Origin of the sequence: Rugosimonospora acidiphila, assembly GCF_039543385.1 — a bacterium.
Lineage (GTDB): Bacteria > Actinomycetota > Actinomycetes > Mycobacteriales > Micromonosporaceae > Rugosimonospora > Rugosimonospora acidiphila.
The window spans coordinates 57,573-81,577 of sequence record NZ_BAABJQ010000008.1 but is presented as its reverse complement, the minus strand read 5'-3'; the positions used below and the strand labels follow the sequence as shown (position 1 = coordinate 81,577).

At 67.4% G+C, this 24,005-nt stretch carries 19 protein-coding genes; 6 read left to right on the top strand and 13 right to left on the bottom strand.

What is annotated here, in order from left to right:
* Window positions 1-198 precede the first annotated feature (198 nt).
* The gene (locus ABEA87_RS15970) at window positions 199-1,974 is read left to right on the top strand and encodes a cellulose binding domain-containing protein (RefSeq protein WP_345630315.1); all 1,776 of its coding nucleotides are present in this window, start codon (window positions 199-201) and stop codon (window positions 1,972-1,974) included.
* 908 nt (window positions 1,975-2,882) lie between these two features.
* Here ABEA87_RS15970 and ABEA87_RS15965 read toward each other — a convergent pair.
* Window positions 2,883-5,414, bottom strand: coding sequence for a WD40/YVTN/BNR-like repeat-containing protein (locus ABEA87_RS15965; RefSeq protein ID WP_345630314.1), 2,532 nt, complete (start codon window positions 5,412-5,414; stop codon window positions 2,883-2,885).
* 251 nt (window positions 5,415-5,665) lie between these two features.
* Here ABEA87_RS15965 and ABEA87_RS15960 point away from each other — a divergent pair, with 251 nt between their 5' ends.
* Complete coding sequence (locus ABEA87_RS15960; protein ID WP_345630312.1) at window positions 5,666-5,818, top strand: hypothetical protein; 153 nt, start codon at window positions 5,666-5,668, stop codon at window positions 5,816-5,818.
* Between the two features lie 67 nt (window positions 5,819-5,885).
* On the opposite strand, the gene ABEA87_RS15955 is transcribed toward ABEA87_RS15960, so the two are convergent.
* Together ABEA87_RS15955 and ABEA87_RS15950 are read right to left on the bottom strand one after the other, a co-directional pair.
* A complete protein-coding gene (locus ABEA87_RS15955; protein ID WP_345630310.1) occupies window positions 5,886-7,292 on the bottom strand; it encodes a S53 family peptidase in 1,407 nt (468 codons plus the stop codon).
* A 262-nt stretch (window positions 7,293-7,554) separates the two neighbouring features.
* Window positions 7,555-7,749, bottom strand: coding sequence for a hypothetical protein (locus ABEA87_RS15950; RefSeq protein WP_345630308.1), 195 nt, complete (start codon window positions 7,747-7,749; stop codon window positions 7,555-7,557).
* 699 nt (window positions 7,750-8,448) lie between these two features.
* On the opposite strand from ABEA87_RS15950, the gene ABEA87_RS15945 reads away from it, so the two are divergent.
* A complete protein-coding gene (locus ABEA87_RS15945; protein ID WP_345630306.1) occupies window positions 8,449-9,153 on the top strand; it encodes a sulfotransferase family protein in 705 nt (234 codons plus the stop codon).
* A 108-nt stretch (window positions 9,154-9,261) separates the two neighbouring features.
* Here the strand turns inward: ABEA87_RS15945 and ABEA87_RS15940 are convergent, their stop codons facing one another.
* The 4 genes from ABEA87_RS15940 to ABEA87_RS15930 all read right to left on the bottom strand — a co-directional run bounded on the left by ABEA87_RS15940 (window position 9,262) and on the right by ABEA87_RS15930 (window position 14,612).
* The gene (locus tag ABEA87_RS15940) at window positions 9,262-10,035 is read right to left on the bottom strand and encodes an HpcH/HpaI aldolase family protein (protein WP_345630304.1); all 774 of its coding nucleotides are present in this window, start codon (window positions 10,033-10,035) and stop codon (window positions 9,262-9,264) included.
* A 662-nt stretch (window positions 10,036-10,697) separates the two neighbouring features.
* A complete protein-coding gene (locus ABEA87_RS15935; protein WP_345630302.1) occupies window positions 10,698-13,526 on the bottom strand; it encodes an Rv1355c family protein in 2,829 nt (942 codons plus the stop codon).
* A 106-nt stretch (window positions 13,527-13,632) separates the two neighbouring features.
* Window positions 13,633-14,241 carry an FAD-dependent monooxygenase gene (locus ABEA87_RS42620; RefSeq protein WP_425570894.1) on the bottom strand — a complete coding sequence of 203 codons (609 nt, stop codon included), beginning with the start codon at window positions 14,239-14,241 and terminating at the stop codon, window positions 13,633-13,635.
* Window positions 14,238-14,612: a DUF3159 domain-containing protein gene (locus ABEA87_RS15930; RefSeq protein ID WP_345630300.1), complete on the bottom strand. Its 375-nt coding sequence runs from the start codon at window positions 14,610-14,612 to the stop codon at window positions 14,238-14,240. Before ABEA87_RS15930 ends, ABEA87_RS42620 begins: the two co-directional genes overlap by 4 nt.
* A gap of 75 nt (window positions 14,613-14,687) precedes the next feature.
* Between ABEA87_RS15930 and ABEA87_RS15925 the strand changes: the two genes are divergently transcribed.
* Window positions 14,688-14,978 carry a hypothetical protein gene (locus tag ABEA87_RS15925; RefSeq protein ID WP_345630298.1) on the top strand — a complete coding sequence of 97 codons (291 nt, stop codon included), beginning with the start codon at window positions 14,688-14,690 and terminating at the stop codon, window positions 14,976-14,978.
* 431 nt (window positions 14,979-15,409) lie between these two features.
* Window positions 15,410-17,572, top strand: a complete 2,163-nt coding sequence (locus ABEA87_RS15920; protein ID WP_345630296.1) for a glycoside hydrolase family 65 protein — start codon at window positions 15,410-15,412, stop codon at window positions 17,570-17,572.
* A gap of 21 nt (window positions 17,573-17,593) precedes the next feature.
* On the opposite strand, the gene ABEA87_RS15915 is transcribed toward ABEA87_RS15920, so the two are convergent.
* Window positions 17,594-17,965 (bottom strand): GNAT family N-acetyltransferase, encoded by a 372-nt coding sequence (locus ABEA87_RS15915; protein ID WP_345630294.1) that lies wholly within the window; start codon window positions 17,963-17,965, stop codon window positions 17,594-17,596.
* A gap of 176 nt (window positions 17,966-18,141) precedes the next feature.
* On the opposite strand from ABEA87_RS15915, the gene ABEA87_RS15910 reads away from it, so the two are divergent.
* Window positions 18,142-18,510, top strand: a complete 369-nt coding sequence (locus ABEA87_RS15910) for a GNAT family N-acetyltransferase (RefSeq protein ID WP_345630292.1) — start codon at window positions 18,142-18,144, stop codon at window positions 18,508-18,510.
* A 118-nt stretch (window positions 18,511-18,628) separates the two neighbouring features.
* Here the strand turns inward: ABEA87_RS15910 and ABEA87_RS15905 are convergent, their stop codons facing one another.
* The 5 genes from ABEA87_RS15905 to ABEA87_RS15885 all read right to left on the bottom strand — a co-directional run bounded on the left by ABEA87_RS15905 (window position 18,629) and on the right by ABEA87_RS15885 (window position 23,784).
* Window positions 18,629-19,798, bottom strand: a complete 1,170-nt coding sequence (locus ABEA87_RS15905) for an MFS transporter (protein WP_345630291.1) — start codon at window positions 19,796-19,798, stop codon at window positions 18,629-18,631.
* Window positions 19,799-19,974: 176 nt separating this feature from the next.
* Window positions 19,975-21,270, bottom strand: a complete 1,296-nt coding sequence (locus tag ABEA87_RS15900) for an MFS transporter (RefSeq protein ID WP_345630289.1) — start codon at window positions 21,268-21,270, stop codon at window positions 19,975-19,977.
* A gap of 153 nt (window positions 21,271-21,423) precedes the next feature.
* Window positions 21,424-22,044: an OsmC family protein gene (locus ABEA87_RS15895; protein WP_345630287.1), complete on the bottom strand. Its 621-nt coding sequence runs from the start codon at window positions 22,042-22,044 to the stop codon at window positions 21,424-21,426.
* Between the two features lie 283 nt (window positions 22,045-22,327).
* Window positions 22,328-22,732, bottom strand: coding sequence for a YybH family protein (locus ABEA87_RS15890; RefSeq protein WP_345630285.1), 405 nt, complete (start codon window positions 22,730-22,732; stop codon window positions 22,328-22,330).
* Between the two features lie 398 nt (window positions 22,733-23,130).
* Window positions 23,131-23,784, bottom strand: coding sequence for a TetR/AcrR family transcriptional regulator (locus ABEA87_RS15885; RefSeq protein WP_345630283.1), 654 nt, complete (start codon window positions 23,782-23,784; stop codon window positions 23,131-23,133).
* Between the last annotated feature and the right edge of the window lie 221 nt (window positions 23,785-24,005).

The following is a 24,005-nucleotide window of genomic DNA, read 5'->3' as shown; positions in this document are numbered from 1 at the left end:
CGCTCCTGACGTCGCCGTCGGCGTCGGCGTCGGGCCGGCGCAGTAACACGGCGTGGCTCATGGCCCTTGTGACCCGGACCGATCTGATCGACAATCATTAATGCTGCCGATGCCTGGGGCCCCGCACGGGCGGCGTTGAGGACAACTCCTCCGCCGACCCGTCGATCTGCTGCTGCCCGCGCATCGAAAGGACCGAGAATGCGCGTCTCCACCCGAACTCGACTCGCCATCGCCACTGTAGCCGCTACGGCACTGGCTGGCACGGCCATCACCATCTCCGCACACGCGGCCACCGTCGGCTGCTCCGTGACGTACACGGTCACCTCGCAGTGGCCCGGCGGGTTCGGCACGAACGTGTCGATCACCAACCTGGGCGACCCGATCAACGGCTGGACGCTCGCCTGGTCCTACGCGGCCGGACAGCAGGTCACCCAGGCCTGGAACACCACGGTGTCGCAGAACGGCGGACAGGTCACCGCCCGCAACATGAGCTACAACGCCAGCATCGCCACCAACGCCAACGTGACGTTCGGATTCAACGGCTCCTGGGCCGGCAGCAACCCGTCGCCGACCAGCTTCACGCTCAACGGCACCACCTGCACCGGCGGCGTGACCGGCTCACCCACACCGGGATCGCCCACACCATCCTCCACCCCGAAATCACCCACACCATCTCCCACGCCGACCGGCGCCTCGCCCACACCGTCGTCCTCGTCTCCCCCACCGAGCAACGGAGACTGGCCGACCTACCACCGCGACAACACCCGCGCCGGCAACGCGACCGACCTCGCTCCGCTGTCTACACTGTCGGTGAACTGGAACGCCACGCTCGACGGCGCCGTCTACGGTCAGCCGCTGGTCGTAGGGGGCCGGATCTTCGCCGCCACCGAAAACGACACGGTCTACGCGCTGAACCCGAACACCGGCGCCGTTGTCTGGTCGGCGCACCTCGGCACGCCCGAACCGCTGTCCGACCTGCCCTGCGGCGACATCAGCCCGCTGGGCATCACCAGCACGATGGTCTACGACCCGGACACCAACCGGGTCTTCGCCGTCGCCGAAACCACCGGCGGCGCACACACCCTGGTCGGCGTCAACGCCACCACCGGCGCCGTAGAGATACGGGTCGCGGTCGAGCCGCCGCTGGGTGACCCGAAGGCCCACCAGCAACGCGGCGCCCTGACCCTGCTCAACGGCCGCATCTACATCCCGTACGGCGGCCTGTTCGGCGACTGCGCCAACTATATCGGCTCCGTCGTCTCGGTCACCACAGCCGGTACCGGCATGCTCAGCTACGCGATACCGACCGGCCGCGAGGCAGGCATCTGGGGAACCGCCGGCGCGCTCGTCGACGCCGGCCATCTACTCTTCGCGGTCGGCAACGGCGAATCCACCAGCGGCGCCTACGACGGCAGCGACTCAGTCATCACGCTGTCACCCGACCTGCAACGCACCGACTTCTTCGCCCCCACCGACTGGGCCACCCAAAACGCCGGCGACCAGGACCTCGGATCAATGACGCCCGCCCTGGTCGGCCAGTACATCTACATCGACGGCAAGGCCGGCATCGGCTACGTGCTGCACCGCGACAACCTCGGCGGCATCGGCGGCGAAGTCGCCGACCTCAACAACGGCTGCGACGCCTTCGGCGGCAGCGCCGTCTCCGGCAACACCATCTACCTACCCTGCAGCACCGGACCCCGCGCCGTCACCATCGACAACAACGGAACGGCGCACGAACTCTGGCGGGCCAGCAACAGCGTGCCCGCCGAAGGCTCACCAGTCATCGGCGGCGGCGCCGTCTGGGTAGTCGACTACTTCGGCGGCGTGCTCTACGCACTCAACCCCAGTACTGGGGCCGTGCTGGCGCAGGTAAGGATCGGCCAGGCGCCGAACTTCGCCTCGCCCACCCTGTCCGGCAACCGGGCCTACGTCGGTACACGTACCGGCGTCACCGCGGTCGGCGGCGCCTGACCTACAGGTCGGCGCTTGGGCCGGCCGACAGCTCAGAGGGTTGGCGATTCGAGTACCCGCGAGCGACGCTCTGAATCGAGGCCGTGATCCGGATAATAGGATTACGGCCTCGATTCCTCCGACCGCGGCGTCGGGCGGGGTCGTCGGCCAGGGCGCGGAATACTCTGCCCGCGGCACGCACCCGGCGCTCCGCGAGGGCGTTCGCCTGGACCCTCGTGGTGACAGCGTGCCTCCGGGCTGGAGCAGGTCCCACTCCCCCGGTGCCCTGATGGTAATCAGGGCACCGACGACTGTGGGTCAGCGTGTGGCAGGCTGACGCGGGTCGGCTGACAGCGGCCCGCGCCCCGGAGATCCTCGCCGGCGCCGAGGACTTCGACGGTGACCTCGCGGAGCGGTACGGCTATGTCAACCGCGCTGTTCCAGACGCGGAGCTCGACGAGTTCGTCACCGCCTTCGCCAGCCGGGTCGCGGCATTCGACCGCGCGGTACTGGCTGAGATGAAGGGCTGGGTGGACGCCATCACCCTTCCCGACGACAACGAATTCCCACCGCAGTCTGACGCCTTCGCGGCTCGGCTCGCCACGCCGCGCTACCAGAGCTGGGCCCAACGCGCCTTCGAGGGGGCTGCAGCAGGCCGGCGACCTCGAGCAGCGCCTCGCAACCCGCTCTGTCGAGTTCTAACCGCAGCACATCTGGGGATTCAAAGCAGTGTGGACGCCTCGAGCGACGTGAGCGCGTCGCGGAGGGCGTCGGTGAGTGACAGCACGGTGCAACCGTCGATCTCCTCGGGCAAGGGCGCGACGAGGGCGCTTGCTTCTGCCGGGCGACCGAGCGTGCGACACCGAGACGTCGCCCGCCCGCCGTCATCCGGTGACGGCGGGCGGGCTCAGGGCTGGCTCGTAGAGCCGTCAGCCTTGGGGTCGCTGGAGCTGGTAAATGCCGCGGCCGTACGTGGCGGCGTAGACGGTGCCGCCGTCGGCGCTGAGCTTGACGTCCAGTACCGGGCAGTTGGGCAGGTCGGTGCCCAGCCGTGCCCAGTTCTTCTTACCGTTCTTGAGGTAGAAGACGCCGTAGTCGGTGGCCGCGTACAGCTGGTTGTGCGCCTGGTCGAAGGTCACCCCCCAGACCGGGGCGTTGGGCAGGTTGCCGCTGATGTCGGTCCAGGTGGTGCCGCCGTCTGTCGACTCCCACACGTTCGCGGCCAGGTCACCCTCCTTGTAGCTGGAGAAGGTGGCGTAGACGTGATCGGCGTTGGTCGGGTCGACCGTGACCGAGGTGACCCACCGTTGCGGCAGCACGCCCACCCCGAGCTGGGTCCAGGTGGGGTTGGCCGAGGTGGCGTTGGTCGTCTTCCAGAGCTTGCCCGTGTCAGTGCCGGCGTAGATGGTGCTGGACGGTGACGTCGGCGTTCCGGTGGTCTTCGCCGGAGCGATCGCGCTCACCGAGCCGTACTCGTTCGCGTAGTAGACGTCGGGATTGATCTCATTCGCCGGGACTTTGCCGGGCAGGCTGTCCGGGCTGTCCGGCGTCGTCGGGCTGATCAGCGTCCACGCGTTGGCCCCGGACACCACGCCGTCGCCGGAGCGCGCGATCGACGTGCCGCCGACGTACACGTAGTTCGGGTCGGCCGGATCGAGCACCAGCGGGTGCTGGACGGTGATCCGGGTCGTGGACGGCCAGGCCGGGCTGGAGAAGTTGGTCTTCGTCGTCGTCGTTCCTGAGTCGACGAACTTCGTGCAGCTGATCCGTGGCGGCGTGGGTTGCAGGCACTCGTAGTAGACGTTCTGGTTGTCAGGGTTGATCTGCACCCGCCCACCGTCGCCGCTGCCGTACTGGTTCCAGATGCTCAGGTCGGTGGGTTCGACACCTGTCTGCCAGCTACGGCTGCTGCCGTTGTCCTGCAAGGCGGTGGCCATCCGCGACGGGTCCTGCTGCGACACCGACATGTAGTACGACTGCGTCCACGGCTCGATCGTGCCGTGCAGGTAGTTCCGCTTGGTAGCGATGTTCGACGTCGGCGGCTGGCCATTGGGTTGGTCGCCGTTGGTGGTGGAGACGTAGGCGCCCCCGTCGTTGCCGACGTAGACCCGTCCGGGAACGTTCGGGTCCCAGGCCATCGCGTGCTGGTCGGCGTGCAGGGTGTCCAGCGAGAACGTGCCCTGCGGCTGCACGACGGCCCGGGTCCAGTCGGTGTTGTCCTGCCAGGTCGCGCCACCGTTGATCGTCTCGCGCATGTTCACGTCCGCGGCGAAGACGTGGTTCTCGTTGGTCGGGTCGACCCACAGCCGGCCGTAGACCCACTCGTAGCCGGCGTTGGGCGAGCCCGCCTCGGCGCCGCCGCAGGTCCAGGTCGCGCCGCCGTCGTTGGAGACGTACAGGCCCTTGTCCGGGCCGTTCGCGCCGGCGAACTCGATGTACGCGCGGTTCGGGTCGCTGGGGGCGAACGCGATGCCGATGCGGCCCAGGCTCGGGTCGGTGTTCAGGCCGGTCTGCGTGGGGTCCCACGGGCAGACCTGCCCGTTGATGGCGGAGTTGTCCAGCCGGGTCCAGGTCTTGCCGCCGTTGGTGGAGCGGTACAGCCCGGAGCCGACGCCGCCGTACGTGAAGCCGCCGTTGTTGCGGGAGCGATCCCACATCGAGGCCAGGATGATGTTCGGGTCGGCGGGGTTCACGGCCACGTCGATCGCGCCCGTGGTGTCGTTGGTGGGTGCCAGCGACAGCTTCCAGTCCTTGCCGCGGTCGTTCAGCTCGTACAGTCCCCGCTGACCGGACACCCACGAGATCGATCCGGACGCGGCCGCCCACACCTGGCTCGGGACCTTCGGGTTGACAACGATGCGGCCGAACGCGCCACTGTCCGGCAACCCCCACTGGTCCCAGCTGGCGCCGCCATCAGTGGACCTGTAGATGCCGTCACCGAAGAACGTATCTCCACCACCGGATGGGTTCGCCTCTCCGGTGCCGGCCCACAACGTGCCGTTCGAGGACCGGGCGAGCGCACCGATCGCCTGCTGGTCCGCGTTCGACCAAGCCGGCGACCAGTTGATGCCGCCGTCGGTGCTCTTCATGACCCCGCCCGTGGTCACCGCCGCGTACACCGTCGACGGCGACGTCGTCGGATCGATGGTCAGATCGTCGACCCGCCCACCGATGTTCGTCGGGCCTATGTACTGCCAGGCCCCGCCGCTGCCGGTCGGGATCTGCGCCGCCTGCTGCCGAGCCAGCGCCACCTGCCCGGCCGACACCGGCTGACCCGTTTCCGCCTCCATCGCCAGGTAGTCAATCGGCGCCTCAGCATGGTAATCACCACCGTTAGCGACCGGAATCGGGTCATGATGCTGCCCGCTCGGCGCCACGACCGACACGGTCATCGCCAAACCCGTGCCCGCCGCCAGCAGCACGCCCCCCAGCAGCTTGGTCAACACTGATCGTTGCGTCACTTGAGCTTCATCCTTCCGGCAAGTGATTCCGCGCGATCACCGAATCCCCTTCGCGGGGACATCGACACTTCACAGGCAGCGTACGAAGGTTGCCGATGTGCGTCATCGAGCAACTGTCGAGAGATGTCCGCCTACCACTCGACGTTTGAACCCGGCGCCGAACCGCACGTGAGCGATCGAGGTGGCCGCGCCCTGAACCGACAACGTGGCCGCACTCGGCGGAGACGGCATCACGCAGCTCACGCCTATCGGTGCGGGCGGGCGGCCACGACCGGGCCGGGCGCAGCCTGCGCCACGACGGGCTGGTCATCGACCTGGCCGACAACTTGCGCGGCGCCGACCTCGTCCTCGCCGACGGGCGCCTGGTCCGCGTGGACGCTCAGCTACCGAGTCGACGTCGATAGGCAACTCGCATGGGACTGTCCGCGCTCTCCGTAAGGTTGCTCCGGTGAGCGCGGACAGCCCGGCGTGCTACTTCGCGTGCTTCACGAGCAGCGGCAGGAGCCCCGCCGCGTTCGGGGTGCCGAGTCCGGTCACCGGATCCCAACGGGCGCCGGCGTTGAAGCCGCCGCCGATCTCGGCGACGTCGTTGTTGCCGGTGGTGATGTCGTGCAGGGCCGCGGCGTAGTGGGGCTTCGCCTGCGCGATTGAGTACAGCGCCGGGTTGATGTTGCCCATCCGGTGCCGGCCGAGCTGGTCGGCGTCCGCGGCCAGACCGGCCCACTGCGGCGCGCCTGCGCTCGTGCCGCCGATGACGAAGAACACCGCCGCGTCGGCCGGGAGCCCGGAACCTACGTTGAGCGTCGCGCTGAAGATCAGCACGCCGCCGGCGACGCCTGCGTTGTAGGAGACATCCGGGACGCCTCGGGCATGGTTCTTCTGCAGCGCGGACTGGTAGCTCGGCCGCGCGTAGATGGTGCTGAACCCGCCGCCGCTGCAGTTCACGTCGGTCGCCGCCACCGCCGGCGGGTTGCAGCCGAAGGGCTCGGTCCACGCGGTCTCGCTCTGGTAGGCACCCGTGCTGGGGTCAGCCGTGAGCGTGGTGCCGCCGACCGCGGTCACGTTCGGGTCCGAGGCCGGCGTGCTCGCCGCGAACAGCGCCGCGGTGCTGTTCGGGTCGCAGCTCGGCTGCGAGGCGCCGCTGTCACCAGACGACGCGACGAGCGTGATTCCCTTGCCGACCGCCTTCTCGAACAGCTTGTGCTGCTCCTTGAGCAGGGCCGGGTCCATGCACGCCTCGGCCTCGCCGAAGCTCTGCGAGATGACGTCACCGACGTTGTGGTCGACCACGTACTTGGTCGTGGCGAGAATGTCGGCGTCGTTGTTGCTCGCTGCAACGGCGAGCACAATTTTCGCACCGGGTGCGGTGACGTGCGCCCACTCGACGTCGAGCGTCGTCTCGACCGCCCAGCCGAACTGGTTGGCGTCGTTGACGTCGAATGGTGGGGGCGAACCCGCCGGCGCGATCTGCCTGAATGACGGGTTGGACAATCCCATCGCCGCGTCGAAGGTCTGAAGGTCGGAGGCGATCGTCGGGCTGCCGTAGGCGTCGACGATGACGATCGTGCGCCCGGCACCGTTGATGCCGCGCTTGAGCAGCGGGGTGATGTTGTACGCGTTCTGGATCTGGGCTGCCTGGTAGCAACGCGGTCCCTGCGAGCCGTCCATTGGCAGGTTCTGGCAACTGAAGGTGGCGTTCGGCGCCTTCGCACCCGCCTGGAAGATCTCCGGGTGGACGGTGATCCGGTGGGCCCTTGGCGCCGATGCGGCCGAGGCCGGTACCGCGCCGATCAGGCCGCTGGCGACCAAAGCCGCGGTCGCGAGCAGGGCCGCGCCGATCGAGGCTCGGCCCGGCCGGAATCTGCTGATTGCGTGCAAGCTCCACTCCCTTATGGCAAGCAAACGCATGGGTTGAGGGCACGGGAAGCTTCTCACCAAGCAAGACCATCGGTCAATGCACGACGGTGGAAATCTGATGTACGCAAAGGTGTTCGAGCAACCGCGGCAGACTGCCGCATACAACACGCACGCCGAGAGGATCGCGACTAACTCGATAGCGAATTTGGCTGCTGATTCCAATTAGGGCGGAAGTGACAAAGTGCTTCTGGCAGCTTGGTCTGCCACTCCGCCGGCGTAGCGCTCAACTGCCCAACGAGCCGAGCAGGTCGTGGTTGAGCTTGTCCTTGTGGGTCGCGGTCAGCCCGCCTCGGCGGTGCGAGCGCGGCGACGCCGCTACGACGCCGAACTCGACGACGGGATCCGTTGCCACTGTGACCGCCAGCCAGTAGCGCGAAGTGTCGCAGCTCCAGAAGAAGCCCAGGTTGATCGATGTCATAGTCCATTGATTAGACAATGCTCCGGGCGCCATAGCGCTTCGAGTCGACAAGCCGGCGGCCGAGTTGTGGTCCTTCCCGGATACAGCTACCTCACCGTCGACGTCATATCCCTGGCGGCGGCCGTCGAAGCCAACCGGTGACCGACGGCGACGCCGGCGTACGTCGGCGTCGTATGCGCGGCGGGCGGAGGTCGGCATGCCAGAGGCGCTGGTCGTCGGCGCGGGGATAGGCGGCTTGGCCAGCGCGCTGGCCCTGATCCGGGCCGGCGGGCATGCGCCGCCCCTCCGGGCGGTGGATAGTGCGGGTCGAGGACCACCAGCCGGTCCAGGATCTGTACGCGATGCACCGCAACGACCTGCATGCCGGGCGATTCGACGCGCTTCCGGCCGACGGGCTGAGCGTGCGGCGACGGCGACGGCCGAGCCCGGCCATCACCATAACCAGTTGTGCCGGAAGGATCGGTTACGCCGATTGACCGTAGCCGTAAGCGTGGACGACGGTCAGTGACGCGGTGTTGCCGTGGCTGTCCGCACCGGTGGCGCGCAGCGACACAGGGCCGCTGCCAGAGCGAGGTTCAATCTTCAGAAGGAGTGTCATTGATCTCACCCTCCGCCCAATTTCTGCCTGGGTGAGGGGCCTGTCGGGCGTAGCCTTCGCCGCGCACGAGGAGAGGCCCTGCGTGGAAGGCAGCGATCAGCGTGGACGTAATAGGCGCCGGATTCGGCCGAACCGGCACATTATCGTTGCAGGCGGCCCTGGAGAGGCTCGGGTTCACCCCGTGCCACCACATGGCCGAAGTGATAACCAATCCCCGGCAGATGCCGCTGTGGCAGGAGGCGCTCGCCAAGCCCGCGATGGACCCGCGGCGGGTGTTCGAGGGGTACCGGGCGTCGGTGGACTTCCCCGGCTGCGTCTTCTGGCGCGAGCAACTGGAGGCGTGGCCCGAGGCCAAGGTCGTGCTGACGGTGCGGGACCCGCGCCGCTGGTACGCGAGCGCCAAGCAGACCATCTTCGCTGGCCCCGAGTCCATGCCGCGGCCCGAGGAGCCCGACCCGGAGATGGCCGCTTTCGGCGGTTTCCTGTTCGGCGAACTGCTCCCCCGCATCTTCGACTTCGGCGGCAAGCAGCCATTGAACGAAATGGACGAGGATTCCGCCGTCCAGGTCTTCAACCAGCACATCGCCGAGGTCAAGGCCATCGTACCGGCCGAGCAGCTGCTGGTCTTCCAGGTGAGCGAGGGTTGGGGTCCGCTCTGTGACTTCCTGGGCGTGCCGGTCCCTGCCGAGGAATTCCCCCACGTCAACGAATCCGACGGCTTCGCCGAGGTCAGGTTGGGGCTGCTCGCGGAGCGGCAGCGGGCGCTCGCCGCGGAGCGTGCCAATTCGGGCCGGACCGGGGCGTAGAGCTCGCGACTGGCGAGCCGTCAACGGCGCGCGGATCGGCAAGCCTCAGCCCATCCACAGGTCTTGACAATTTCTCATCCAGCAATACCGTCACCCGGAGCCCCTTATTCAACGGGTCTGATATTCCTTCGCCATCGCGTTGGCCTCTCCGAGAGCGCGTCGCGCGCCGTCGGCCAGGAAGAGCGAGTCGGCGCCGAGCACCGCATAGTCGCAGCCCTGTGCACGGAAATCGCGCCAGGCCGCGGCGGTCGGCGCGAACACGCCGACGCGGAGGTTCGCCTGATGAGCGGCGCCGACCACGCGGCCGATCGCCGCGCGGAACGCCTCCGCGGCGAAGTCACCGACCGCGCCGAGCGACGCGCTCAGGTCGAACGGTCCGATGAAGACGCCGCCGAGACGCGGGACCCGGCAGATCTCCTCTATCTCCCGCACCCCGTCGACGTCCTCGATCTGAGCGATGACGACCGGGCGCTCCGGCTCCGCGAGCGCGGCCCCGAGTTCGGCGCCGAGCAGCGTGTTCGGAGCGAGGCCGACGCTGCGCTCGCCGACTGGCGGGTACGCCGCCCACACCACGATCTGCTCGGCCATCGCCCCGCTCCGCACGTGCGGCACGACGATGCCGGCCACACCGCTGTCGGCGGCTCGCTTGATGGACGTCTCCGAGCCGTCGCGCAGGCGGGCGAGCTGCGCAATCCTCGACGCGTACACGTGATTGAGCAGGTCAGCGTCGCCGATGCCGCCGTGTTCAAGATCGAGGAAGAGGAAGTCGAACCCCAGCGCCGAGAGCATCTCGGTCAGCGCCGGGCTGTTGATCCCCACGAGGGTGCCGATGGCGCCCGCACTCGGCCCGCCAGCGGGAAACGCGGCGTGAATTGATGTCATGATCGCAGGGTATGCGGCTGCGGACCGATTGGCTAAGCGGGGCTGTTTGATACGGTCCGATGGTCCTGTTTCTTGATCCTAGTTCTGCTGACTGGGTGGTTGTCTGTTGGTGCGGGTGCGGGCTATCCGCCGACCGGGACCACGCCGCCGCGCAACGCATCGCCGCCCGCGGCCTGACCAACCAGACCACCACCCGCCGCGACCCCACCACCGGCACCGGCACCGGCACCGGCACCGGCACCGGGATCATCCGCACCGCCACCGACACCCCGATCCACCCAAGGCGACCCGCGCGGCCGAAGAAGAAACCGCGCCCCGCAGCCCTGCGCAAGCCACGTCGGGACCGACGCAAGACCGGTCCCACCCGCACACAAGTCCAACCCCGGACCCTGCGATCCTCACCCCTGCTGCCCTCGCGACGGCAGGCTCCCGCCCCGGCAACCGCCCAACAAGCGGCTACCGGCAAGCGTCCGGCGGGACGACTACCCCAGGAGACCCACCCCGGTCTCCAGGTACCGACCACGATTCCCACCCCACGACACCCACACCGGGTCCGCGGGACGCTCCTCAGCCACGGCTTCCACCGCCACGTACACGCCACACCAGTACCGAGCGGCGAAACGCCCGAATCACCGAGGAACACGTAGGGAAATCAGAGACGCTCAATGACGATCGGAAAATGGCGCCTTCTGAGGCATCGTCAGGAGATCGGACAGCTTGAGTCGCGTACTGCGACCCGACGGCGCGGGCGCGTGGCTGACACGGAGCACTAGCGCGAAGGACTCCTCCGTGGGGACGCCGGTCACGTCACGGAAAGCGGCAGCCAAGGACTTGAGCGGCTCCACCAGCGTCGGCGGGACCAGTCCCACGAAGTCGTCGTGGTCGACGGCGAAGAGGCATACCGGCGAGATCGGTTGGACGGCAAGACCCATCTTGTGGGCATGTAGCCATACGCGCTGTACCGCCGCACCGCCCCGCAGATAGGACGCGGGGTCCGAGCCGGTCACCGTGACAATGGCCAGCCCCGCGCTCGCCCGCACGCGGTCACGGGTCATATCGCCGAGCGAGCGGCCGCCACCCCACGACGCGAGGTGGGCCATGATGTCGCTGCGGCCGGCCATGGCGATCTTTCTCAGCTCGGAGTCGTCGAGTTCGAGGGTGCGCACGTCGATGCCGGTCTCGAGCGGATCCCGGCCGGGCCAGCGCAGTTCGCTCATCATGTCGCGGTGCAGCTGCGGTGAGAGGAACCGCAGACGGTCGGACTCAGCCAACAACTGCGCACACTGCTCGAGGTCGTTCCGGTCCGCGATGAGCCGTAGCCGTGCACCCTCGCGGTCGGCCGCCCCGCGCAGTACGGCGATCGTCGACTCCTCCAATGGCGAGGGCCGACCCGCCTGGCGGTTCGTCGACCGGGACAGCACCTGTGGGTACAGCTCGGCCAGCGGGGGGTCAACGCCGTCCCCAAAGCTCAGCGTGGCGATGTGGTCGGGGCTTCCCGATGCCGGCAGGAGTTCGACGGACCCTAAGCGGCCGTGCATACTGGCCGTGACCCGGACGTTGAACAGTGCGGCACCGATCGCCACATAGCTGCCTCGGAACTGGACGTCCATGCGCGAGGTGCGCTCCCGGGCCAGGAAGATCCGGAACTCGTCGCCGTTGGTCTCGAACCGCCAGGGCTGTTGGTTGCCTCCGGACGGGGCCAGGCCTGCCGCATGTGCCACCGTCTCGATGAAATCGGTCGGCGGCGAGGGCAGACCGGGCCATGCGCTGTCAACAATGAACGGCTCGGCGAGCGGCATGCCCAGCCGTACGAGGTTGTCTTCGAGGTCGAAGCGCAACCGACCGGAGGGCAATGGCTCGCGCCGGCCGAATCGACGGACCGCGGCCGCAATCGCTGCGGCGCCGAAAGTGACATCGCTGCCGAGCTGGGGCCAGGTGGTCACTGTGTGACCGACTTCGGCCATGGACGCTGCCCCACGGGCCGATAATTGGTTGGGCTCGAGGATGCGCAGGAGGTAGGGAACTTTGTCGCGCGTCGACAGGCCGGACAGCCGTTGCGCCGTCACATCGCCCAGGAGCCCGTGGAACAAGGGCCGGTCGGGTTCGAGATCGAAACGCTCGACGTCGAGCATGCCACGATCGCTTGTCTCCATGAGTACCGGAATGCCGCGGCGCCGGCAAGCCTCGCGCACGAGCAACTTCACGTCCAAGGAGTCGCACTCCTCTACCAGAAGGTCGAGGCCCGCGACGAACGCATCGAGGTTCTCGGCCGAGACCCCGTCAGGCAGGACGCTCACCTTCAGGTACGGATCGAGCTCGGTAATGCGCCGGGCCGCGACGACCGCCTTGTTGAGTCCGAGATCGAGCGTGCTGGCGGGGATGCGGTTGAGGTTGGACAGCTCGATACGGTCGAAGTCGGCCAGGCGCAGCTCCCCGCACAGCCCCTCGTGGGCGAGCGTGTGCGCGATGGCGTGCCCCACGCTCAGGCCGACGACACCGATCCGGAGCCGGCCGAGCCGGTCCTGCTCCTCGGTTGTGATCTTGTTGCGGTTGCGGTCGAGCCGGATCCGCCGGAACGACAATGGTCCGACGATGCGAAGCAGCACCCGCCGCCACCCGAAATAGACCCAGCGCGGCGTCTCGGACTCCAGGTCCGCGCCGACGGGTGGTACCAGCTGCCGCAGCTCCCGGAGCTGATCGATCAACGAGTCTCGGACATCGACGGCGGGATCGTCGAGCAGCTCCCGGATCCGCTGTGCGTCCATCGGCTCGCCGGGGTCGAGAACCTCTGGCTCCCAGACCGCCTCCTCGGAGGGGATCCCGGCCGGCCTGGTGCTGAGCCTTGTCGGTCTGGACGACGCCCACAGCTGCGCGGTCTCCGGCGCGAGCCTCGACAGCTGACCTGGCTCGGCCAGCTCTCCAACGCGGGCGAGTTCCCACCACATGAGCACCGTCTTGTACCGGTCGTCGGGATACTCGACCGGTGCGGACCCGTCGTAGACGCGGCCCCCAGACGCCGACCATCGGGCCAGTGCGTGGTCGGCGACCGTGGCCATGGCGAACTCGGCCCCGAACCACCGCATCGAGTGCACGGTGCAGCGCCCAAGCGCGGCGCTCAGGTCAGCGGCGCACCGATGACCGCGAGCTACCCAGGCACCCTTGGACTCGAGCACGCCGCTGGCCAGGCGAGACTCGATGAGGGCGCGGAGCTCATCAAGAGGTCCGGCTCCCTGGAGCTCGACCAGCGCGTGGACGTCATCGACGGACTGCACCGGCCCGTGGCAGCGAACGCCGGCCACCGCCTGCTCCCCCTCGAACGCGAGCCAGAACACCGTGACGCCCTCGCCGTGCTCAATGCTCGGGCGGTCGAGCGCCTGCTCGACGCCGTGGTGGCGGTACCGAGCCTGCGCGCCGTCGAGGTACGCTCGCCAGAGATCGGGGCGCTCGGCTGGATAGTGACACTCGAAGCGCAGGCCCGACCCCGCATCCACGAAACCGGCCCCTGAGAAGTACCGCGCAAATATCACGAATTATGAATCTACCTCACGCCCCGCAGGGCAGGCGCCCCGGTCGCGTACGCGCGCAGCGCTTGAGGACTCAACGAGATGCCGACGGTCGGCGTGTCACGCCTTCGAGAGAGTGGACGTGTGTAACGGCTCGACGGCCGCAGCACGAACGTGCCCCGGGCTGAGCCGGATGTAGGTGGTATCGGTGTCGGGCGGGCCGTCCACATCGAGGTCGGCCAGCAGCGCCCGCTGCTCGTCGCTGGTCGTACCGCAAACGACAGGCCGAGCTGCCCGCGTACCGTGCTGTGCCCCCGTCGCACCCGACCAGATACCCGGCCCGTGCCCACTCCGTCCCGGACCTGCCGTTGAGTTCCGAGGTGACCCCGCCCCGGTCGGCCTCGAACCCGGCGAGCCTGGTGCCGAACTCGACGTCCAGTCCGTGGTCGCTCAACGCATCCCGGAGCAGTCCCTCGGTCCGCCACTGCGCAAGGGCCACCGAGTCCGGATACCGTTTCGACGGCGACGGCGCCTGTTGGGTGATCGCGAAATCGGTCAGCTCCGCACCGCCCAGGTGGACCCGGGTGTGGGTGGGTAAGCGGCCGGCGGCCACGGCTCCGGCCGCGACGCCGAGGTCACCGAACACCTCCAGGGTCTGCGGCTCGGCCCCGGCGATGAGCACATCCACTCCGACGGTCCTCATGACGCTTTGCACACCGCATCCGGCGCCGGCCCGCTGTCGCCGCCGAGGAGGGCGGTCGTGGACGGGTCGGCGCGCAGCGCTTGGCCGGTACCGGTGCTCAGTCGCCTGCGGTACCCGAACACCGCCAGGCAGCCCACCGCGATCAGCACCCAGCCGACGGCGCGTCCGGCTCCCAGGAAGGTGGTTGTCGGCATGGTGAGTGCGAGGACCACCATCAACACCGCGTGGGCGAAGAGAGTACCGCCGATCAGCGCGGTCAGCACCGACATGGCGTGCTGCAGTGCGGCCCCGCGCAGGGCCGACGGTGCCCGCCGCCCGCGGGCCGCGGTGAGCCGGCGGACATACTCCAGCAGCGGTCTGCGTACCAGCACCGAGACCAGGCACACCGCTCCCAGCGGCCCAGTGATGAGCGCGTCCTGAAGCTTGAGTGCAGTGGATTGTCGCCCGTGAGCAGCAGCACGATGAACGCGAGCACGGTCGAAAGGATCGCCGCGACGCCGACCGGGTCGAGCCGGCGCCGCGCCACGAAGCCGACCGCGGTGGCCGCGACCGGGATCGACGCCGCGATCGCCAACCCGAGCGCATCGCTGCCCACTCTCGGTCGCACCAGCGCGTACACCACAAACGGAACAACGACATTGACCACGACGGTGAGCACCGCGCGCAGCAGCAGCCCGTGTGCGCGCAGGCGCCCCGCCGGAGCCGGCCATCGCCGCGGCGGCGCCTCCCGTGCGTAAGGCTCTGCTGTGCCGGTGCGGGTGGATGGGCGGGTCATGACGCCTCCAATTCGTGTGTCTGGACCAACAGACTCGCCCGCGAGAGGCATCCTTGTCCTCAGCCTCAGGGTGGCCGCCCGGCCCGGATTCGCTCCACCCCAGGTTGGTCGCACGCGCCGGAAGACTGCATCTACGGTTGGAACCCGCGCTCCACCGGCCGGACCCGCATCGCTTCCGTCCCGGCGCGCATGAACCTGGCAGTTCACCTGGACCGCACTGCCGCCCAGGGCCGTCGTCGAGCCCCTCGGCGAGCGGCTGGACGAGCCGGACGCCGGGGACCGGTTCGATCCGCCGCCCGGTATGAGAACGGACATCACAACCTTTCGTTGCAGTACTAAGCGGGCGCGGGCGGCGATTGGAGCTGATCTGACTTTGCTGACGGACATGGGCGTATGGCGCAGATGGATGCTTGCGCGGTTTCGGGTTTGGCGATCGTGACTCTGGGTAGGCGGATGGCCAAACCGGAGGGGGTAGGTGTGTCAGGGCCGATCAGTCCGCGGCCGGTCACGGAGTGGCGGCCGGAGTTTCTGCCCGCGTATCTGTCCAACGGAGTGATCGGGTTGCGGGTGGGACACATCCCACTGCTCTACGGCAATGCCATGCTCAGCAGGTTCGAAGGGCTGGACCCGGCCACCCAGGTAGAGGCATCCGCTCCAGTGCCCTATCCGCTGGCGGGGGACGTTCGCATCGGCCGGGTGGCGCTGTCCGATCCGGGCCGGGCCAGGCTGATCGAGCAGAGCTATGACTTCTCCTGCGGCGAACTGCACACCAAGCTGAGCTTCGACGCCCAGGACGTGCGGGCCGATATCGAGATCCTCACCCTGTGCAGCCGCACTCAGCCGAGCATTGTGATGCAGGAAGTCTCGCTGATCGTCGATCAGGACTGCGAGCTCGCGATGTCGATCAGCATGAGCGCCACCGATCTGCCCGGCATGTGGGCGCACAACCAGCCAGGCAGCCCGGATACCCGGGCGGACTGGCCGGAGGGACCCTTCCGATGGCAGAGTACGGGAAATATCAGCTCGTGCGGCATCTCCTACCAGACTCGGTTGCTCGGCACGGACCGGTTCGAGCGCGACTTCGACCACCAATCGGACCGGCGGCTGACCACCAAATACACGATTTCCGCCCAGGCCGGGAAGCGGTATCGGCTCCGGGAGATGGCAAGCCTGGTGCCCGAGTCACTCGACTCGCAGCCGCACATGCAGGCGGCGCGACTGGTAGACGAGGCTCAGCTGCGCGGATTCGATCTGATGCGCCACGACAATCAGGTCGCGTGGGAGCGGCTGTGGCGGGGGCGGGTGATGCTGATCGGCGCGCCGCAACGGTGGCAGGCGTTCGCCGACGCTGCCTTCTATTACCTGCAGAGCTCGGTGCACGCCTCCTCGCCGAGCGCCACCTCCGTATTCGGGCTGGCGGCATGGCCGAACTACCACTACTACCGGGGCCACTTACTCTGGGACCTGGAGACCTTCGCCGTGCCTCCGCTGCTGCTAACCCAGCCGGCCGCGGCTCTGGGAATGTTGCGTTACCGCAGCTCCCGTCTGCCGGCGGCATACGGGAACGCGACGTTGACGGGCTACCACGGCGCACAGTTCCCGTGGGAAAGCAGCTTACGGCTGGGCCACGAGGCCACCCCAGTGGGTACTCGAGGGCCCGCCACGGAACATCACGTCAGCATGGACGTCGCGATCGCGTTCGCGCGCTACGTGCACGCGACCGGCGACCAGGCATTCGCTCGAGACGAGGCATTTCCAGTGCTGGCCGGCGTCGCCAACTGGATCGAGAGCCGGGTCGAGCGCAGCGAGCGAGGTTATGAGATCCGCAGTGTGGTCGGCATCGCCGAGACTGGGTCACCGATCAACAACAGCGCCTTCACCAACATGGCCGCCGCCGTAGCGCTGCGCGAGACCACGGGGATCGCGCGCGCCCTGCAGTTGCCATACCGCGAGTGCTGGGAAACGATCGCGCGCGGGCTGGTAATCCCGTCCGACGAGCAGTCTGGAATCATCGCCAACCACGACGACTACCATCCGGACGAGGATCAGGGCGCGACGCCGGAGGCGGCGGCCGGACTGTTCCCGCTGGATTTCAGCGTCGATCGAGAGACCGAGCGGCGGACCCTTCAGTTCTACGTCTCCCGGGCGCATCAGTACGCGGGGCAGCCGATGCTCTCCGCGTTGCTCGGAACGTTCGCCGCCCGTCTCGGTGACCGAGCCAGGTCACTAGACCTGTTCGAGCAGGGGTATGGACAATTCATCGTCGACCCGTACACGATCACCTTGGAGTACAGCCCGTCCGTGTTCCCCGACCACCCGCGCGCGGGTCCGTTCACCGGCAACCTGGGCGGCTTCCTGACCAGTTGCCTGTATGGGCTAACCGGGCTGCACCTCAGCGACGGTAGCCCGTCGACGTGGTTCCAACGGGCCATCGCGCTACCCGAAGGATGGGATGCCATCCACTCCGATAGCCTCTGGGTCCGCGGCCGGCGCATGGCGCTGCACGCCGGTCACGGCGACCCACGCGGCCAGCTCAACGATGGCGACGAGGAGTGATGAGAAAAGTCGTCCAGGACGTCAGCGCCCGCTATTCGTGTCTCGCGCAGTGCGAGTGGCGAGGAAAGCCGAGCGGTTGATGTCGACGGCGTCCTTCCACTCAGGGTGGTCCTCGACGTAGTCGGCAACAAAGCCGCAGTAGATACCGGCCTTGAGCTGACTCTGGCTCAGATCTTCTAGCGCGTAGCGCGCCAGTGCCGAAGCGACTCCCCGATGCCGTTGGTCTTCGTTCACGTAAGAGTGCGTGAGCGAGACCCGCCCGCCGGTGGTCTCATAAGCCAGGTTACCGACGACCTGGCCATCGATCAGCGCCTCGTAGAGGCGGGTGGTCTCGTCCTTGCGCACCTCAACGGCGGCCCGTGATGGCTCCATGCTCTCTTCTCGCTCGTTCATCGCCGGTCGATAGCCCCGAGCGGTCCCCGCCAAAGCACGTGAACGGACCGCTGAGTCCAACTCATTACACTCGAGTATTATACCGCAGGCGGCTAGGCACTCTACTTGGACTTTAAGGTCCAAGGCGAGGCCGGCCAGAGTGCGCCGCGTAACGACACGGTGGGAGGGGTGAGCCGATGAGCAGCGAAGAACAGCCACCGGTAACCGATGAGCTGATCGACAACCTCGATCGAGGCCGCTTTGAGCTCTACCGCGACGGCGATTTAGTCGGCTGGCTCTACTACACCCACCTGAGGCCCAACCGGTACGCCCTTCAGCACACCGAGGTCGAGTCGAGTCATCAACATCAGGGCGTGGCGGACGCGATGGTGCGGCGAGTGCTCGACGAGATCCGCGTCCGCGAGGGCACAATCACCGCAATCTGCCCCTTTGTGGTCGGCTACCTCTCGCGAACGACCAGCTATGCCGATCTGGTCGACGCCCGCCACCCGGGCTACTCCGATCGTGCCGCTGCCGAATCGGCGCGGGCGAAGACCGGTAACTGAGACCACCGAGCTGCGCAGTTTAGTGACTCGGCGAAAGCGGGCGGCCTACGGTGCACCACCGTAGGCCGCCCGGTCCCACAGTCGATCCGTATGCCAGGCCGCGTACGTAGCCAATCGGCTATCGGGTCGGCGGGTCAGCTGGGTAGGTCGTCTCGGTGTGCGGGTTGTGCGCGGCGATCACAGTCAACAGGGTGGCGACCAGGGCCAGCCCGCCATATCCGAACGCGAGCTGTGGTAGCGAGAAAGTGCTGGAGAGTCTGCCGGCAATGAGCGCGGGGATCGTGGCGCCGCTGTAGGAAAGTAGGTAGATCGCGCTGAAGATCGGTGCCCGGTCGGCCACCGTGCCGTCATGCAGCAGGCCGCGGGTGGCGGCGCTGATGGCGATGCCTTGACTCGCGCCGGCGACGATGGTTGCGGCGATGAACAACGCCAGTGTGCCGGTGGCGATCGCTGTGATGATGCCGATCATTCCGGCCAAGAACCCGAACATGCCGAGGCGTTGGGCTGCCGCGGGTGTGAACCGGCCGCCGAGGGGGGCGCCCAGAGCGCTGGGGGCCATATACGCGGCGAACACCAGTCCGAGGACGAGCGAGCTGTCGGTGTGAAGTTGATCTTTGACGAGTGCGGGCACGAAGGCCTGGTAGAAGGCCCCGGTCGCCCAGGTGGCCAGGAACACCGCGGCCGCGACGGGGAGCAAATGCCTGACCCGGGCTGGAACGCGGGCACTGGGTCGCAGCGATCGCCAAGCGCCCGGCGTCGGGGTCACGGTCTCCGAGCTGATGGCGATGAGTACGCCAGACAGCAGGAGCAGGCCGACGACAACCAGGTAGATGAGGTCACGTGGCCAGGGGCCGAACTGGACCAAGGCACCCGAGGCGATTGCCCCGACGGCAAGACCGAGCATGACTGTCTGGCTGGAAGCGACGGAGGCCAGCCAGGCCGGCCTGGCCGGCGCGGCGTCGACGATGTAGGCGGTGAGGCTGCTGCTACCCAGCCCGGCGCCCAGGCCCATCAGGAGCCGACCCGCGATCAGGACGCCGATCGCGTGCACGTTCAATAGCAGCAGACAACCCACTACGACCAGCCCGAGGCTGGCGATCGCGGTGGGCCGTCGACCCACATGATTGGACAGTCGTCCCAGCACCAGCAGCGTGCTGAGAGTAGCGGCGGAGTAGGCGACGACGGTCAGGGAGATGCCGGCGTTGGTGAACCCGTCCTCCGCCCGGTAGATGTTAAAGAGAGGGATCGTCGAGCCCACTGCGGCAAACACGGCCACCAGGGAGACCACCGCGCAAACGAATGTTAGGCGGAGCGTTCTGTCCCGGCGACCCAGATCGGTCGCTGGGGTCACGGATTGCATCGATCCCTCTTTCTCTTGTTCTGAACCATGCGGGCGCTTCTAGAGGTTTCGCGGTGCGCGCCTCGCGGTGCACGGCCGCCTCTGCCCCGTTCCGGTCTGCTCATTCATTCCCGCCGTGCGAGTGTCACGAACCGCGCCGCCACCGCGGCGAGCACGGCGGAGGCAAGGACGATGAAGCCGGCCGTGAGGAACACCGTCTGCAAGGTCGCCGATGAGACAAGGATCGCGCCGAGGCCGGACCCTGCCGCCACGGCTATCTGAAGGTTCGCCACATTCACCGCCGACGCGGCCTCCGGCATATCCGGGGCCGCGTCGAGTATCCAGACCAGCGTTCCCGGGTTCACGATTCCCCAGAACAAACCCCACAGCACGAGCAACAGGCCAGCCAGCCAGTGCAGGGTGCCCGCGCTCGCCAGCCCGATGAGCAATGCGGCCACCACCGCCGCCGCCCCGGCGAAGCTGCCGATCACTCCGCGCTTGAACAGCGATCCGGCGATGAGTGAGCCGACGATGCCACCGCAGCCGTAGATGACATACAGCAGGGAGATCATGCCGCTGGACAGATGCGTGTGGTCTATCAGGAACGGGGTGACATAGGTCCAGGCGGTGAACTGTCCGATGAACACCATCGCGCCCGCTGCCATCCCAAACCGGGCGGCCCGCCGCGTCACGACTGCCACGAGATCACGCAGGTGCGTGCGCCCATCCGACGGAATACCCGGCAGCACGACCGTCTGCACAGCCACGACAAGTAGTGTCGCCGCCGCCGCAATGGCGAACGTGAGGCGCCAGCCGACGAGATTGCCGAGGAACTGTCCCGCCGGCAGCCCCACCACCGTCCCACCCGAAATACCGGCCGCGATGATGGTGATGGCGCGAGTTCCGCCGGCCCGGCCCACCAGCTTGGGTCCGACCGGTGGGACCACGGTCCAGAAGGCTCCGAGGGTGGCGCCGAAGAGCACACGGGCGATCAGCACCAGGACGAAGTTCGGCGCCACGGCGACGACCGCGTTCGACACCAGCACCGTTAGACCCAGGACGACGATGACCGAGCGCCGGTTGAAACGGCCGGAGCGGAGGAAGAACAGCGGCGCCGATACCGCGGCGCTGAAGCCCGGCACGAGCACCATCAGCCCCGCGAGGCCGAGCGAGACATGCAGTCCGTCAGCGATCTGCGGTAGCAGCCCCACTGGCAGTGTCTCCGTCATGACGATGACGAACGCGCCGAGCGCGACCGCACCGACTGACGCCCAACCCCGTCTGCTACCGGGCTGCGAAGCAGTGGCGGCAGCGCGGGCGGCCGGGGGCTGGGTCGGGACGGCCGCGGTGCACGACGATGCCGTGACCACGCGCACCTGCGGTGCGTGGTGTGTCGACGTCGCCTCTTCATTTTCGATCATGTGTTCTTCTCACTCGTCATATGCGCGTGACTGGGTTCTGGTCTGTAAGCACCCCACGGTGTATTTGCGCGAGTCATCCGGGCAGTCACAACAGTTCACGTCGCGATCGACCTTCCTGAGCCCAGTGCGCGGCTGCGCGGTCGCGCAGCCGCGTTAGCCCTCGATGAGGTCCCTACGCCGACGTGTATGACCACAACGCCGGCCGCGGGCGGCAAGCCATTGAGCTTGCAGCGGCCGACTGGCCGGTGTGGGTGCCCCCGGAGGCTTGCCCCAGTGGGTACCCAGGGAGACCAGAGGCCAGTTCTTGCTGCTTGGCGATGATCCTCGAGCAGCTAGGTGTCGGGGTCGGTGCGGGCCGACGAACTCGGTGCGTACGCTCCAAGCGAACTGGATCAGCAGAGTGACCGGAGACCGCTCGGCGATCTCGTGCATCACTTCCAAGTCGTGGGGATCAGGCTCTTCGCTCAGCGTGATCGTGCGCTGCAGGTAACGCTCTGCGCCGTCCTGTCGAGGCTCGTGGTAGTCGATCTCCACGGTGATGTCGCCAGCGTAGTCGAACTTGTAGTCAACGTACTGCCGCAGGGTTTGGGCGGTACACGACGCAAGCGCCATCAACAGGTACTCCGTTGGTGTCGGGCCCTCGCCAGGTACACCGTTGTGTGGCTCGTCAGCTATGAACGCGAAGCCGCGGGTAGTCAAGTCCGTGTGCCGGCGCCCGGTAGCCGGAAGGACGGCTCGTGCGCTTGCGACGACGCGATCCTGATCGGTCTCCATCGGAGAGCCCTCCTCAAGTTTCTGTAGGCGACGCGTGAGATACGCGACTGGGGAACGGGCAGCGGCGTCGTGACCGCAGGCTTCGGCCAGGCGGCCCGATGACCAGATGCGTGAACAGGCTAGCTTAGCCGGACTATATAGTCCAATTAAGTGAGTGGCCTGATGGTTGCCTCGCGCTCGTGACGCTTTCGGAACCTGGGCTAGCCGGCGCCGCACCGAACCTTGAGCGTGGAAGCCCAATCCTTCGTGACACGGACAGTTTCACCACGTGGCGGCCACGTGTTCAGGCGGGCTGTCGCACCGCCGTCCCGAGATTATTGTCGATCACGTACCGCCAGAACCCATCCGCGCCGCGACGCACGACATCGCTCGCCGAGCCTTCCAGATGCACGTGCTCGCCGTCGGGCCCGTTGCCATCAATCGACCAGTCCAGCACGAGCAGGGCGGTATCGCCGGCAACGAACACGTGGCGCGCCTTGGCCTCCAGCGGCAGGCCATACTTGAGATCGGGCTCGAGCTGCGCAGCGATCTCGGCATGACCAGTGACGGTTCGTCCGTCTTTCACGACGAACGCGGCCTCCGGCTCGTACAAGGCCAACATCGCGCTGACCTCGCCGGAGTTAAACCGCTCAATCAGCGACGCGACGACGTCTTCGGGTTCGGTGGGGAGTGCATAGGACTCAGACATTTCGGTTCCTCGTGTTGACTGAACTGAGCGGTCGTAACTGGACGGATTGGTCCAGTGTAGCACCGCGGAGTCGTCCGCTGGCGCTGGCGAAATCGTCCAGACGCGGCTAAATGGCTGCACACGTCCACGGTCACCAGGGCGGCGTGAGGGAGAGTCGCAACGGCAGCGGCCGGGCGGTTGACCGCGCCTGGGACGTACCGGCGTGGTGGGCGACCCGGAAGCGGATCGTGTTGTGGATGGCGAAAGCCGGCTCGGCAGATCGGCTTTCGCCATTGAAGGGCGACCTCGTCGACATGGCTCGGGTCAGTTGGACTCCCGAGCCGCAGAGCTTCACGGACGCGACACCCGGGCGGTGATCCCGGAAGGGCAGGGCAACCGGACGCTGTCGAGCGCGTTGCTCAGCGGGTTGTTTTACTGGGCTCTGTGAGGAACGACTTTATGTGTTCCAACGCCATGTCCAGAGCAACCGCCATCGGCTCCACGTCGTGCGCGGCGTTCGCGAGCAGGTAACCACCTTGAAGAGCTGCCATCAGACCAGTGGCCAGCTTCTCGGGATCGGCCTCCTGGGCCAACGCGCCGCTCTCCTGCATCCGGTGCAGGCCGTCGCTGATCAGCTTCTCCCACGCCGCGAACGTCTCCAGCAGCGTCGAGCGGGCCTGCTCATCCTGATCGGACAACTCGACGGCCATCGACCCGAGTCCGCACCCGTAGGCTCCGTTCTGCAGCGAATTGGCCTGGACCAGCGCGTTACGCCATCGAACCAGGCCAGAGAACGACTTGAGCAGTTCAAGCCGCCCGTGCTCACGTTCCAGCACCAGAGCGCCGCGGTACTTGACCACCGCACGCACGAGTTCCTGTTTGTCGGCGAAGTGGTGGTAGAGCTGAGACTTACTCGTCTGGCTCGCCTCTCGGACGTCGTCGAGGGTCGTGGCGTTGACTCCGCGTACGAACATCAGCCGGTTCGCCGCCTCGACGATCCGCTCTCGCGTGGCGATGCCCCGCTGACTGATCCTCCGCCGTTTCGTCAGCGGAGCTCCATGTTCGTCGCTCATGGACCAATCGTATTCAGCGACACCCGGATCTTCCAGGAAGAAGAGACCCTTGAGTCCTTTTAACGAACGGCCCGCTCGACCCGAGATTTTCGGTAACGGAACTGTGATCCAGCGCAGGTGGTACCGCGAGTACGGTCGCGGATAATCACCGAGGCGCTCATACTGTGATTATTCGTATCATTCCGGACGGCCCGCCCCACCCGCTCCTGACTCTGAGCGGT

Coding starts and splice junctions, on each gene's coding strand:
- ABEA87_RS15895 (WP_345630287.1), bottom strand. CDS start 22,044: ATGGAGACCGATCAGGATCGCGTCGTCGCAAGCGCACGAGCCGTCCTT.
- ABEA87_RS15920 (WP_345630296.1), top strand. CDS start 15,410: ATGGCGCAGATGGATGCTTGCGCGGTTTCGGGTTTGGCGATCGTGACT.
- ABEA87_RS15915 (WP_345630294.1), bottom strand. CDS start 17,965: ATGAACGAGCGAGAAGAGAGCATGGAGCCATCACGGGCCGCCGTTGAG.
- ABEA87_RS42620 (WP_425570894.1), bottom strand. CDS start 14,241: ATGAGGACCGTCGGAGTGGATGTGCTCATCGCCGGGGCCGAGCCGCAG.
- ABEA87_RS15910 (WP_345630292.1), top strand. CDS start 18,142: ATGAGCAGCGAAGAACAGCCACCGGTAACCGATGAGCTGATCGACAAC.
- ABEA87_RS15970 (WP_345630315.1), top strand. CDS start 199: ATGCGCGTCTCCACCCGAACTCGACTCGCCATCGCCACTGTAGCCGCT.
- ABEA87_RS15900 (WP_345630289.1), bottom strand. CDS start 21,270: ATGATCGAAAATGAAGAGGCGACGTCGACACACCACGCACCGCAGGTG.
- ABEA87_RS15890 (WP_345630285.1), bottom strand. CDS start 22,732: ATGTCTGAGTCCTATGCACTCCCCACCGAACCCGAAGACGTCGTCGCG.
- ABEA87_RS15885 (WP_345630283.1), bottom strand. CDS start 23,784: ATGAGCGACGAACATGGAGCTCCGCTGACGAAACGGCGGAGGATCAGT.
- ABEA87_RS15940 (WP_345630304.1), bottom strand. CDS start 10,035: ATGACATCAATTCACGCCGCGTTTCCCGCTGGCGGGCCGAGTGCGGGC.
- ABEA87_RS15950 (WP_345630308.1), bottom strand. CDS start 7,749: ATGACATCGATCAACCTGGGCTTCTTCTGGAGCTGCGACACTTCGCGC.